The 12,617-nt window shown below is 63.5% G+C and carries 11 protein-coding genes; 6 read left to right on the forward strand and 5 right to left on the reverse strand.

Annotated features, from left to right (window positions below):
* The coding region (locus tag AC16XC_RS04775; protein ID WP_484033501.1) for a hypothetical protein at positions 1 to 180 on the reverse strand (180 nt) is incomplete at its 3' end.
* A 117-nt stretch (positions 181 to 297) separates the two neighbouring features.
* Between AC16XC_RS04775 and AC16XC_RS04780 the strand changes: the two genes are divergently transcribed.
* Entirely contained in the window at positions 298 to 1,545 is a 1,248-nt protein-coding gene (locus AC16XC_RS04780) for a glycosyltransferase family 4 protein (RefSeq protein WP_484033502.1), read from the forward strand.
* Between the two features lie 113 nt (positions 1,546 to 1,658).
* Here the strand turns inward: AC16XC_RS04780 and AC16XC_RS04785 are convergent, their stop codons facing one another.
* Both AC16XC_RS04785 and AC16XC_RS04790 read right to left on the reverse strand, forming a co-directional pair.
* Positions 1,659 to 2,060, reverse strand: coding sequence for an acyl-CoA thioesterase (locus AC16XC_RS04785; RefSeq protein WP_484033503.1), 402 nt, complete (start codon positions 2,058 to 2,060; stop codon positions 1,659 to 1,661).
* 2 nt (positions 2,061 to 2,062) lie between these two features.
* Positions 2,063 to 4,150: a S9 family peptidase gene (locus AC16XC_RS04790; RefSeq protein WP_484033504.1), complete on the reverse strand. Its 2,088-nt coding sequence runs from the start codon at positions 4,148 to 4,150 to the stop codon at positions 2,063 to 2,065.
* A 50-nt stretch (positions 4,151 to 4,200) separates the two neighbouring features.
* Between AC16XC_RS04790 and AC16XC_RS04795 the strand changes: the two genes are divergently transcribed.
* The 5 genes from AC16XC_RS04795 to AC16XC_RS04815 all read left to right on the forward strand — a co-directional run bounded on the left by AC16XC_RS04795 (position 4,201) and on the right by AC16XC_RS04815 (position 9,370).
* A complete protein-coding gene (locus tag AC16XC_RS04795) occupies positions 4,201 to 6,006 on the forward strand; it encodes an aminopeptidase P family protein (RefSeq protein ID WP_484033505.1) in 1,806 nt (601 codons plus the stop codon).
* Between the two features lie 42 nt (positions 6,007 to 6,048).
* Positions 6,049 to 6,432 (forward strand): VOC family protein, encoded by a 384-nt coding sequence (locus AC16XC_RS04800; protein ID WP_484033506.1) that lies wholly within the window; start codon positions 6,049 to 6,051, stop codon positions 6,430 to 6,432.
* Positions 6,433 to 6,641: 209 nt separating this feature from the next.
* On the forward strand, positions 6,642 to 7,217 hold the full coding sequence (locus tag AC16XC_RS04805) for an EF-hand domain-containing protein (protein ID WP_484033507.1): 576 nt from the start codon (positions 6,642 to 6,644) through the stop codon (positions 7,215 to 7,217).
* A gap of 24 nt (positions 7,218 to 7,241) precedes the next feature.
* Positions 7,242 to 7,982, forward strand: coding sequence for a response regulator (locus tag AC16XC_RS04810; protein WP_484033508.1), 741 nt, complete (start codon positions 7,242 to 7,244; stop codon positions 7,980 to 7,982).
* The gene (locus tag AC16XC_RS04815) at positions 7,979 to 9,370 is read left to right on the forward strand and encodes an ATP-binding protein (protein WP_484033509.1); all 1,392 of its coding nucleotides are present in this window, start codon (positions 7,979 to 7,981) and stop codon (positions 9,368 to 9,370) included. Before AC16XC_RS04810 ends, AC16XC_RS04815 begins: the two co-directional genes overlap by 4 nt.
* Here the strand turns inward: AC16XC_RS04815 and AC16XC_RS04820 are convergent.
* Positions 9,367 to 10,887 carry a ComEC/Rec2 family competence protein gene (locus AC16XC_RS04820; RefSeq protein ID WP_484033510.1) on the reverse strand — a complete coding sequence of 507 codons (1,521 nt, stop codon included), beginning with the start codon at positions 10,885 to 10,887 and terminating at the stop codon, positions 9,367 to 9,369. The two genes, AC16XC_RS04815 and AC16XC_RS04820, sit on opposite strands and share 4 nt — an antisense overlap.
* Positions 10,888 to 10,987: 100 nt before the next feature.
* Entirely contained in the window at positions 10,988 to 12,562 is a 1,575-nt protein-coding gene (locus AC16XC_RS04825) for a helicase HerA-like domain-containing protein (RefSeq protein ID WP_484033511.1), read from the reverse strand.
* Positions 12,563 to 12,617: the final 55 nt, after the last annotated feature.

Here is a 12,617-nt window from a genome sequence, read left to right on the forward strand (position 1 = left end):
GTCGACCGCGGTTGTCCCCGCCAGGGGCGGGGGCGCAACGCCGCCGGGCAAGTCATTGGCCAGGATGACCGGGAGCGGGGCGCCTTCTGCGGCGAGCGTGAAATTCCCGCCCTGGTCGGCGAAGCCGACCGCCATGACGGGTGCATAATTGGCAGGCAGGCGAATCGGTATGTCTGGCATTGGTTCAACCTCACATTCAGGAAGAACCAAATCGGTTATACAGCAATTGCGCTGTAGGAAAATGAAAAATCTCCGAAGACGCTTGGCGAAGCGCAGCAATTGGTCGAAGGTCTTGCCATGAACGACAATGGGGAGGGTCGCCAGGAGGGCGTGCAGCCGGCCGGTGCGGGCGGCTTCGTGATGGCCATGGCGGGCCGCCGCGACGGCTACCAATTGCCGCTCGCCCTGCATGAGGCGGAATTGCTCGAATGCCTTGTCACGGATCTCTATTTGCCAGGTGCCCCTGCCGCTTGGGTGCCCGACCTCCTTCGCCGGCGCCATCGAGCGGAACTCGCCGGGGTGCCGGTGAAGAACGTTCCGGCCAGCTTCGGCTTGCTGGCGCTGGGTCAGGCGCTTCGCCTGCCGATGGACAAGATCTATTCACTGACGGACGGTTTGATTTCGCGGGCCGCAGCGAGGCAGGTCCGCAAGCGGGGAACCCACCTCCTCGCCTATTCGTCCTACCTGCCGGATCGGGCCGTGCTTCTTCCCGGCAAGTTGGCGATCGACTTCGAATTCCATCCGCTTCCGGATCTCAGCCTCGAGATTCTGCGCAACGATTTCGAACGCCATCCTGAAATCGCCTGGTCGTTCGAACGGGAAGCGCAAATGTTCGCTACATCGCCCGCCGCGAACCGCTGGCGCGAAGCCGACCACGTGATCTGCGCCAGCACGATGACGGCCAGGTCGCTGGAGTATGCCGGGTGCCCGAAGGATCGGATGTCGATTGTACCCTATGGCATCGACCCGCCGCCGGCAGGCGCACCGCCTCGACATCCGTCGGACCGGACCGAGTTCCTGTTCGTCGGGCAGGGAATCCAGCGGAAGGGGCTTCACCATCTGATCCTCGCTTGGCAACAGGCTGCACCTGGCAAAGCTCGCCTCACGATCGTCGCCTACCTGATCGATCCGGGCATCGAAAGTTTGCTCCAGCAGGCTCAGCAAAATGGGCTGGACGTCCGTCTTCTGAACCGAAGGAGCCATGCGGAGCTGGTGCAGCTCTATCGCGACAGCGATGTATTCGTGATGCCGTCGCTGGTCGAAGGGTTCGGGCTCGTCTATCTCGAAGCGCTCGGCCAGGGGTGCCATGTGATCGCCAGCCGCAACACCGGCATGCCCGATCTCGACCTTGGCGATGGAGCGGTCACGCTGGTCGATGCTGGCGATTTGGAGCAACTTGTCGAGGCGGTCAGGCATGCCATCTGCATGAAAGCCGAAGGCCGGCTCGATCCTGCCGCAATTTCGCAAAGTCACCAGCGGCGAAGCTGGGCGGATTTCAGGCGAGAAATCGGGGACCTTTGCCGGGGATTGATCCCCGCGAACTGAGAAGGGCGGCCTAAAGCGATTTCGAGCCGGATGGATTCATCGGGCGACCTGGCAATCGCGGCAAGACAAGGGCCTGGAGCGCCCGGCCTTGATGCAAACAAGGTCGATCACGCCTAGGTCCCGGCCAGGAACGGGCCCGAGATCTCCGGCGTGATCCGCTGCGCCCGGCCGGTTGCCCGGTCGATCATCGCCCAGGTCGAACGCACTTGGACCAGCATCTTCCCGTCGGCGCCGGTGAAATCGACACAGCGCACAAAGCGCGCGCCCCTCGGCGGGTCGGGGATGAAGGTGTGTGCGGTCACGCTATCGCCTGCGACGATATTGCCGCGATAGTCGATCTCGTGGCGGGTAACGAACCAGACGTATCGCTCGACCTGCTCGGCCGGGGCAACTGCGTGCCAATGGGCATAGGCAATCTCCTGCACCCATTCGAGCCAGACCATATTGTTGACGTGGCCGTTCTCGTCGATGTGTTCGGGCCCGGCGGTGAAGCTGAGGGTGAAGGAATTGCTCATGCTTACTTTCGGCCTGCCACTTCGCTGCTTGAGGCCAGCCCCATCTGCCACAGGATAAAGGCATACTCCTCTGCGGTCTCGGTCAGCGACTGGAACCGGCCCGACTTGCCGCCATGGCCCGCGCCCATATTGGTCTTCAGCAGCAGCTCGTTATCGTCGGTCTTGAGTTCGCGCAGCTTGGCGACCCATTTGGCCGGCTCCCAATAGGTCACCCGCGGATCGTTGAGCCCCGCCGTCACGAGCAGCGGCGGATAGGCTTGGGCCGAGACCAGGTCGTAGGGGGAATAGCTGCGGATCAGTTCGAAAGCCGCCTTGTCCTCGATCGGATTACCCCATTCGGGCCACTCGCCGGGGGTCAACGGCAGGGTCGAGTCGAGCATGGTGTTGAGGACATCGACGAACGGCACATGCGCCACCGCCGCGCCCCACAGCTCGGGGTCGGAATTGAGCACCGCGCCGATCAGCTCGCCGCCCGCCGAGCCGCCCGAAATGCTGATCCTCCCGGCTTCGGTGTAGCCGCGTTCGACCAGGCCCTTGGCGACATCGACGAAATCGTGGAAAGTGTTGGTCCGTCGCTCAAGCTTGCCTGCCTTGTACCAGGCGCGGCCCAGATCGTCCCCGCCGCGGATGTGCGCGATGGCATAGGCGAAACCGCGATCGACCAGCGACAGCCGTGTGGTCGAGAAGCCTGGCTCGATCGCTATGCCATAGGCGCCATAGCCATAAAGGTGCAGCGGGCCGGGTGAGGCGCGGTCCTTGCGGTAGACCAGGCTCACCGGGATCGCCGTTCCGTCGCGCACCGCGATCTCGAGCCGTTCGGTCGCATAGAGCGAGGCGTCATAGCCCGACGGGATCTCCTGCACCTTGAGCACCTCGAGGCGCTTGTCGGCGAGGTGATAGTCGTAGTCCGTCCGTGGCGAGACCATGCTTTCGTATGACAGTCGCAGCTTTTCCACGTCCCATTCGGGATTATTGGCAAGCCCGGCGACGTAGCTCGCCTCGGGAAATCCAATCGGTTCGATCCGCAAGAAATCGTCATAGAAGCGGACCTGCACCTGGTCGAGCCCGGCCAGCCGCCCCTCCGTGACGTAGAAGTCGCGGAACAGCTCGAACCCGGTGAGATAGAAGCTGTCCGATCCCTCGATCAGCGTAATCCAGTTTCCGGGATCGGTCAGAGGCGCGGTCGCCAGCCGGAAGTTCTCGTGGCTGTCGTTGGTGTGGATGTAGAGCACGCCGTCCCGCTCATCGACATCGTATTCGACGCCCTTCTTGCGTGGCCGGACGAGGATCGGCTCGGCCAGCGGGTCCGCTGCCGGAACCAGCCGCACCTCGCTCGTCTCGTGATCGCTGGACGAGATGATTACCCATTGTTCGTTGGCCGAGAGCGAAGACCCGACCCGGAAGCCTTCGTCATCCTCGTGATAGAGCTCGATGTCCTCCTCGTTCGGTTTGCCGAGCCAGTGCAGCCGCGCATTGTCGGTGCGCCATTGCTCGTTGGCGAGCGAATAGACCAGGCCGGTATCGCCGGCGACCCAGACCAGTGTAGAGAGCGTGCCCGGGATCTCGTCCGGCAGAAGTTCGCCGGTAACGAGGTTCTTGATCCGCGCGGTGTAGCGCTCCGAACCATTGTCATCGACCGAGAACGCCAGGAGCCGGCCATCCTGGCTGACCGAAGCGGCCCCGAGGCGGAAATATTCCTTGTCCTTAGCCAGCGCGACTTCGTCGAGGATCAACTGGTCCTCTCCACCGGCAATCGGCCTGCGCCAATGCTTGCGATATTCTGCGCCTTCCTCGAATTCGACCCAATAGAGCCAGTCGCCATCCTTTTGCGGCACCGACCTGTCGGCTTCCTTGATCCGCCCGCGCATCTCCTTGAACAGTGCGTCGACCAGCGGCCGGTGCGGCGCCATCCGCGCTTCGAACCAGGCGTTTTCGGCGTCGAGATGGGCTATCACGTCCTTGTCGGTGACACTCGGATAACCTGGATCGCGCAGCCAGGCGTAATCGTCCGAAATCGTGATCCCGTGATGGGTCGCGAGCGATGGCTTCTTGGCCGCTACGGGCGGCGCAACAGGTGTGGTATCGGGCATTGCGCTGCCCTATGTTGGGTGAAGGCCGACCGCAAGCTGGGACCGCAATCATGCCCGACCCGATCCACGACAACCGCCTTGCCGATCTGCGCAAGGAGCTTGCCGCACGCGGGCTCGACGGATTCGTGGTGCCGATTTCGGACGAACACATGAGCGAATATGTCGGCGCCTATGCCCAGCGGCTCGAATGGCTGACGGGGTTTCGCGGCTCGGCCGGGACGGCGGTGGTGCTGGCCGACAAGGCCGTGATCTTCACCGACGGGCGCTACACGCTGCAGGTGCGCGACCAGGTCAATGGCGAACATTGGGATTATGAATCGGTCCCGGAAACCAGCCCCGCCAAATGGCTTGGAGCCAACGCCCCGCAAGGCGCGAAGATCGGCTACGATGCCTGGCTCCATTCGAAACCCTGGGTGAAAGCCGCATCCGAGGCGCTCGAAGGGCGGGGCGCAAGCCTTGTCGCGGTCGAGAACAATCCCGTCGATGCCGTGTGGCCCGACCGGCCCAAGCCATCCGCTGCCCCGGCCGAGATCCACCCGGAGAGCCTTGCCGGCAAGTCAAGCGCGGAAAAGCGCGCCGCAATCGCCGAATGGCTGAAGGACAAGCAGCTCGATGCGGTGGTCATTGCCGCGCTCGATTCAATCGCCTGGCTGCTCAACGTCAGGGGGCGGGACATCGAACGGACCCCGGTGACGCTGGCTTATGTCCTGGTCCATGCAGACGGGACCGCGGAGCTGTTCATCGCGCCGGAAAAGGTGATCCCGGAAGTTGCCGCGCATCTTGGCAACGCTGTGAAAATCCGTGGCAAGGACGAATTCGTCCCGGCATTGGCATCGTTCGAAGGCAAGCGCATTGCCGCCGATCCCGCAAATTGCGTTGCCGGCATCTTCGCAGCCCTCGAGCGGGGTCGGGCCAAGGTTGTCGAAGCGCAGGACCCTTGCATCCTGCCCAAGGCGATCAAGAACGAGGTCGAGCGGGCCGGAACGCGCGCCGCCCATATCCGCGACGGGGCAGCGGTCACGCGCTTCCTGCATTGGCTGGCGAAGGAAGGCCCCAAAGGAGGCCTGACCGAAATCGCCGCGGCCGAACAGCTCCACCAGTTCCGCCGCGAGGCCGGCGACCTGCGCGATCTCAGCTTCGACACGATTTCGGGCTCCGGACCCAATGGCGCGATCGTCCATTACCGGGTGAGCGAGGCGACCAACCGGACCTTGCTGCCGGGCAGCATCTACCTCGTCGATTCGGGCGGGCAGTATCCGGACGGCACGACCGATATCACCCGCACGGTGTGGATCGGCCCCGGCGAACCGACCCGCGAAATGAAAGACCGCTATACCCGCGTATTACGCGGCCATATCGCGCTCGCGCGGCAGAAATTCCCGGTCGGCACGATCGGCAGCCAGCTCGACACGCTGGCGCGGCAGTTCCTGTGGAACGGCGGAGTCGATTATGCCCATGGAACCGGCCACGGGGTCGGCAGCTATCTCGCGGTGCATGAAGGCCCGCAGCGCATCGCCAAGCCGCGCGGCGGGCAGGCGGGCGGCGAACAGGAATTGCTGCCCGGAATGATCCTTTCGAACGAGCCCGGCTATTACAAGGCCGGAGAGTACGGCATCCGGATCGAGAATCTGGTGCTGGTCGAAGAGCGCGAGGTGCAGGGTGCGGAAGGCGATTGGCTGGGGTTCGAGCAATTGACCCTGGCACCGATCAATCGCGACCTGATCGATTTCGAAATGCTGCGAAGGCAGGACAAGGCCTGGTGGAATTTCTACCACGCACGGGTGTGGGAGGCGCTCTCGCCGCTGCTCGAAGGCGAGGTGCGCGACTGGCTCGACGAGCAATGCGCGCTTTTGTAGCGGACCGTTTGTTCATGTAATGTTCCGAGCGATTCGCAAGGAATGGAAACCATGCTCGGCTATTGCACCATCGGCAGCAACGATCTCGAAGGCACCGGCAAGTTCTATGACGGAATTGCAGCCATCCTGGGAACCGGGCGAGCCTATGAAGGCGAACGGTTCATCATGTGGGGCAAGCCCGGCCAGGGCGCGATGCTCGGAATTATCAAGCCCTACGACGGAAAGCCGGCGACGGTCGGCAATGGCAATATGTTCGGGCTCTATGCACCGAGCGAAGAGCTGGTGAACCAAGTCCACGAATATGCCCTCGCCAATGGCGGAAGCGACGAGGGCGCACCGGGTCCCCGTGGCGATTCCTTCTACGCCGCGTATTTTCGCGATCCCGAGGGCAACAAGCTGATCGTGTTCAAGACGCCAGCGGACTAAGTGAGGCCATTGCCGGTCGCAGAGCTTGCGACTGGCTGAACGCCACGGTCCGGTTGCGACAAATTGCGACAATTTCCCTGTTTCCAGGCATCATGGCGCGACATAGCAGTCTTATGAACAGTGCGTTGAGCTGCGGGGCCTCGTATCCCTCCCCCTCCTTCCGGGCTCCGCAGCTCTCGTCTATGAGACCGGATATTGGAGCACGAACAATGCAACGAACGATTATCTTCCTCTCGGCCGTGGCGCTGACCACAATGACCTTCTCGATTGCCGATGCCGCCATGGCCCAACCCGCCGAGCGGCCCGACCGCGAGCCGATGACACGCGAAGCGGTTGAAGCTCGCAGCAATGAAGCCTTTGCGAAACTTGACGTGAATCGCGACGGCCTCCTCAGCAAGGCCGATCGCGAAGCCAAGGCCCGCGAACGCTTCGAGGCCGCCGATACCGACGGCAATGGCCAGTTGAGCTTCGAAGAGGCGACTGCCGCGCGCGAAGGCGGACGCGACGCACTGCGCGAACATCTCGGCGAAACACGCCGCGGATCGCGAATGGGCGAAGGCCCGATGATGGGCGGCCGCGACGGTCGCGGTTTGCACAGCCTGGCGGGCATTGTCCGCCACGCCGATGGCAATGGCGACGAGCAGATCAGCCGATCCGAATTTACTGCGGCCGCGCTTGCCCGGTTCGATCAAGCCGATGCCGACGGCGACGGAACGATCAGCCGCGAAGAGCGCCGCGCCGCTCGCGGCAAGATGCGGCAGGGGCGCGGGCGCTTCGGCGCCTGACGTCACATCAATGGGGGCAATTGCATGACCGTGCAGGAAACCGCCCAGATCCGCGTCCTGCTGGTCGATGACGAAGCCAGCCTGCGCGAACCCCTGGCAGAATATCTTTCCCGCCAGGGGTTCGACGTAACGGCGGCATCGAGTGCCGCCGAAGCGCGGAGCAAGCTCTTGAAATCGACGCCGGACCTTGTCCTGCTCGATATCATGATGCCGGGCGAAGACGGGCTTTCGCTGTGTCGCCACCTGTCGGAAGCCAAAAACCTTCCCGTGATCATGCTCACCGCGAAGGGCGAAGCGACCGACCGGATCGTGGGCCTCGAAATCGGCGCCGACGATTATGTCGTCAAGCCGTTCGAGCCGCGCGAACTGGTTGCGCGGATCAAGAGCGTGCTGCGTCGCGCGAGCAAGACCGGACCCTCCGCACAGGAGGATGCGCTCTATGAATTCGAAGGCTGGACCCTCGATCCGGTCAAGCGCCGCCTGACCGATCCCGAAGGGGCACTCGTCCCGATCTCGACCGCGGAATTCCGCCTGTTGCTCGCGCTGCTGTCCCATCCACGGCAAGTGCTCGACCGCGACCGGCTGCTCGACATGGTCCAGGGCAGGGAAGCGCATCTGTTCGATCGGGCGGTCGACAACCAGGTCAGCCGCCTGAGGCGCAAGATCGAGGAAGACCGCAGCGACCCCAGACTGATCCAGACGGTGCGGGGCGGCGGCTACATGCTGGCTGCCGATGTCGGCCGGATCGCGGCCGAATCATCGTGAAGCTGCGCCTCGCTCCCCGCAGCCTACTGGGCCAGATGCTGCTGGCGGTTGCCCTCGGCCTGCTCGTTGCTCAGTTCATTGCGGCGGCCCTCCTGCTGCGCGCGCAGGACCAGCGACGCGAGGAGCTGCTCCTCAACTCGGTCGCATTCCGCTTGATCATCCCCGAACGCGACCGGACCCGCGCGAGATTCGGCGACGATCCGCCGCCCCGGATGCGGTTCGGGATCGAACATTCCGACACCTTCACTACGGTTCAGGGCGATGCCCGTCACGAACGGCGCGAAGTTCAGCTTCGCGAGATTCTCGGCGAGCAGGGATATGTTGCGCACGATGTCATGGTCGTGACCCGCCGGGCCCAGGATGATCCGGTGATGTCGGATTGGCTGTCCCGGAGGCCGGAGCGGGCACCTCCGCAAATGCGCAACCAGGAATGGCTCGTCGCCGGGCTAAAATCGACGCCCGACAGCGACTGGGTCATCGCCCGCGTGCCCGTACCCGAGCGCGAAAAGGGAGCGCTGGGCGGGATTATCGGGCAGACCTTGATCCTCTACTTCGTGCTGGTCGGCGGCATGGCCTTGTGGCTCAAGCGGATTACCCGCCCGCTTGCCGCTCTTACCGCCAGGGTCGAACATTTCGCCAAGACGCGCGAGATCCACGGACAGGTCGAACCGGCCGGGCCGTCCGACACACGGCGACTGATCGAAGCGCATAACGAAATGGAATCTCGGATCGCCGCCCTGCTCGACGAGAAGGACGTCATGCTCGGCGCAATCGGGCATGATCTCAAGACGCCGCTCGCGGCCTTGCGGGTGCGGATCGAATCGGTCGAGGACGACATTGAGCGCCAGCGCATGGCCGCCAGCATCGAAGACATCACCAGGACGCTCGACGACATCCTTTCGCTCGCTCGCGTGGGCAAGCCGACCGACCGGCCCGAAAACACCGAGATGGCCGCATTGGCGGCCTCGGTGGTCGAGGAATTCGAAGACATGGGCGAAGATGTCGTGCTCGGCGAGACGACCCGCATTGCCCTGCCGGTGCGCGCGACCTGGCTGCGCCGGGCCCTGCGCAACCTGATCGCCAACGCGCTGCGCTATGGCGGCGGCAGGGCGCGGGTTTCGCTCCACCGTGAAGACGATTTCCTGGCGATCAGGGTGGAGGATGACGGCGAGGGAATTCCCGAAGACGAGATCGATGCGATGCTGGAACCGTTCCGGCGCGGCGATCCTTCGCGCAATCGCGAGACCGGCGGGGCCGGCCTCGGCCTGACACTCGCCAGGGCGATCGCCGACCAGCACAAGGGCAGTCTCAAGCTTGCCAACAGGGTCCGGAGCGACGGTTCGATCGCCGGCCTCATGGCCGAGATCAGGCTGCCGGTCAGTAGCTAGCCGCCGACCGATACGGGTATGAGCATCTGGTTTTCCAGCCGGTAGCGGAAATAGAACCACTTCTCCTTTTCCGAATTCACTTCGTTGCGGAATGCGGTGATCAGGTTCTTGCCGTCGGTCTTGAGGTAGATTGCCCCATCGACTTCGACATTGGTTCGCGCAAGCTCGCGAATCAGGTCCGAGATCTTGACCATTCTCGCTTGCGTCGCGTTCTGGACCTGCTCGTCGATCAGCCTCCTGAGGCTGATCGCAAGCTCCTCGTCCTCGCGTTCGCGGGTCGAACGCTGGAGTTCGGTCGAAAGCAATACCGGCGAAAACCCACGCCCCTGCCGGCCAAGCCGTCCGAGCAGATCCGGCCGGGGATGGACATGGCCTTCCTGGTCGCCCGAGGAGATGACGAACGCCGCCGGATTGACCGCGCTCAGGAATTCGTCGGTGACATCGGCCGCCCCGTGATGACAGACCTTCATCACGTCGGACCGGAACGCCTTGCGCGCTTCGGCGACAAAGATGTCGCGCTCGACGATCGTGCCCGGCCATTTGTCGATCCCGGTATGCTGCATCAGCAGGAATTTTTCGGCTGGCGCGTTGAGATCGCCGCCGAACAACACGCTGAAGCCGCCATATTCGAGCCGCAGAATGACCGAATGCCCGTTCTTGGTCTTGCCGTAGCTGCCGCCCAGCACCCGCAGCTTGTCGCCGTCGCCATCGTTCTCGACCCACGGGCCGAGCACCTCGATCGTGTAGTCGCGCGCGTTCGAGGGAGCGAATTCGGGCAGCCAGCTGCGGCCCGCCTCCTGCTTGCCGTGCCTCGTGGAAACCATCGAATATTTGTCGACCGCCGCGCGCGACAGCGCATGGTCCATCATCGTCGGATAGACGAAATCGCCCGGCGGGCCGGCAAAGGCGGCGCGGGTCGCCTGGTTGTCGACCGCGAGGTCGCGGAGATAGGCATGCTTTTCGCCCGCCTTTTTCGTCTTGCCGCCTACCTTCTCGTAGGTTCCCGGCACCGCGCGCTCGACCAGCCCGCTGTGATAGAGATGCTTGAACCTGGCCTTGGTGTCGCGGAAGATCTGGACGAAACCGCCATAGTGGTCCTCGTCGGGATGGGTGACGATAGCGGCGTGGAATTTGAGATTCTGGTCGTTCTGGACGATCTTGAAGCGATCCTGCAGGAATTCCGCCATATGGTGCTTCTTGCCGGCATCGATCACCAGGATCCGCTCGCCACCGTCGCGCTCGGGTGTGATCAGCACGCAGCCATCGCCCTGTCCGACATCGACGAAGATGATCTCCAGCGGCCGGGTCTGGGCGGTCAAATTGGTCCTGATCTTGAGTTGTTGGGGATTGTTGCCCGAACTGCCCCAAACGACGAATGTCCAGCCGCCGCTCGGCGGCAGGTTGGGATCGAGCGTGAGATAGTCCCCCCACAACACCTGCCGGACCTTGGTGCCGCCATGGGTGAACAGGAAGATCGGCTTGTCGTCTGGCGACAGGCCAACAAACACATGCGCCATTGCTTCGCTCCTTCGACAATAACAGAGCGGCCCAATTCAATTCTTTTATTGACCAGTACTTGTAGCACGACTGGAGCGCGATCGCCCAATCGAACCTGTTTCAGCGCATCAGCCCGCCGACGAGGTTCCTGACAAAGCGTCCGGCGAGGCTGCCGCCGAATTCGGTCGCGATCGTACCGGCGGCCGAAGTCGCTGCGGTGCGCATCGGATTGGCGCGCGATTTCTTGCCGAGTACCGCCGCGGCGGCAACCGACGCAGCCGATCCTGCCGCGGCACCCATCGCGCTCTTGCCAACCCTTTCCCACAGCGAAGTCGTCCTGCGGCTGCGCTTGCGCACCTCGTCCTCGCCCTTCTCTGCGACTTCCTCGGCGGTCGCGGCCGCGTCTGCCGCCTTGGCGAGCAACACCTCCTCGGCGCTCTCGCGATCGATCCGCTCGTCATATTTGCCGTCATGCGGGCTGACCGAGTTGATGATCGCGCGCTCCTTGGCGGTGAGCGGGCCAAGCCGGCTGCGCGGCGGCTTGATGAGGGTGCGCTGGACGACCGAGGGGGAGCCGTCTTCCATCAGCGTCGAAACGAGCGCCTCGCCCACCTTCAACTCGGTAATCGCCTGCTCGACATCGAGGTCGGGATTGATGCGAAAGGTCTCGGCAGCCGCCTTGATCGCCTTCTGGTCGCGCGGTGTGAAGGCGCGTAGCGCATGCTGGACCCGGTTGCCGAGCTGACCGCCCACTTCTTGCGGTATATCGATCGGGTTCTGAGTGCAGAAGAACACGCCCACGCCCTTGGAGCGGATCAGCCGGACGACCTGCTCGATCTTGTCCTGGAGTGCCTTGGGGGCATCGTCGAACAGCAGGTGCGCCTCGTCGAAGAAGAACACCAGTTTGGGCTTCTCGGGGTCGCCCACTTCGGGCAGGCTCTCAAACAGCTCCGCCAGCAACCACAGCAGGAACGTGGCATAAAGCTTGGGGCTGCGCATCAGCCGGTCGGCTGCAAGCACGTTGATATAACCGCGCCCCTGCTCGTCGCAGGCCAGAAAATCGTCGATCTCGAGCGCCGGCTCGCCAAAGAATTGCGCCCCACCCTGGCTGTCGAGGGTGAGCAATTGCCGCTGGATCGCGCCAACGCTGGCCTTGGTCACATTTCCGTATCTCGTTGTCAGTTCGCCGGCATTTTCCGCCGTATGGGCCAGCATCACCTGCAGGTCTTCGAGATCGAGCAGCAGCAGGCCCTGTTCGTCGGCAAAGCGGAAGACGATGTTGAGCACGCCCTCCTGGGTCTCGTTGAGGTCGAGCAGCCGCGAAAGCAGCAATGGCCCCATTTCGGAAACGGTGGTCCGGATCGGATGGCCTTGCTCGCCATACAGGTCCCAGAAGATCGCCGGATTGTCGGAATAGGCATAATCCGACATGCCGAGTTCCCTGGCCCGGCTTTCGAGCTTGTCGGCATGCTTGAAGGTCGGCGAGCCGGGCATCGCGATACCGGCCAGGTCGCCCTTGACGTCGGCGACGAAGACCGGGACACCTTCGGCCGAGAAGCTCTCGGCCAGGCCCTGCAAGGTCACCGTCTTGCCGGTGCCGGTTGCACCGGCGATCAGCCCATGCCGGTTGGCCTTGCCGAGATTGAGAACCTGCCGCTCGCCATTCGCGCCCAGACCCAGGAATATCTCGCCCATCGCGGTCGGTGCCTCCGTTCGATTTCGAAAACGATGTGGCGGATGGACCGGGGCG

It is taken from the genome of Candidatus Andeanibacterium sp. (assembly GCF_057143545.1).

Excerpts from the sequence above, each read along its gene's own strand:
- AC16XC_RS04810 (WP_484033508.1), top strand. The coding sequence starts at position 7,242 with ATGACCGTGCAGGAAACCGCCCAGATCCGCGTCCTGCTGGTCGATGAC.
- AC16XC_RS04800 (WP_484033506.1), top strand. The coding sequence starts at position 6,049 with ATGGAAACCATGCTCGGCTATTGCACCATCGGCAGCAACGATCTCGAA.
- AC16XC_RS04785 (WP_484033503.1), bottom strand. The coding sequence starts at position 2,060 with ATGAGCAATTCCTTCACCCTCAGCTTCACCGCCGGGCCCGAACACATC.
- AC16XC_RS04790 (WP_484033504.1), bottom strand. The coding sequence starts at position 4,150 with ATGCCCGATACCACACCTGTTGCGCCGCCCGTAGCGGCCAAGAAGCCA.
- AC16XC_RS04795 (WP_484033505.1), top strand. The coding sequence starts at position 4,201 with ATGCCCGACCCGATCCACGACAACCGCCTTGCCGATCTGCGCAAGGAG.
- AC16XC_RS04820 (WP_484033510.1), bottom strand. The coding sequence starts at position 10,887 with ATGGCGCATGTGTTTGTTGGCCTGTCGCCAGACGACAAGCCGATCTTC.
- AC16XC_RS04805 (WP_484033507.1), top strand. The coding sequence starts at position 6,642 with ATGCAACGAACGATTATCTTCCTCTCGGCCGTGGCGCTGACCACAATG.
- AC16XC_RS04780 (WP_484033502.1), top strand. The coding sequence starts at position 298 with ATGAACGACAATGGGGAGGGTCGCCAGGAGGGCGTGCAGCCGGCCGGT.
- AC16XC_RS04825 (WP_484033511.1), bottom strand. The coding sequence starts at position 12,562 with ATGGGCGAGATATTCCTGGGTCTGGGCGCGAATGGCGAGCGGCAGGTT.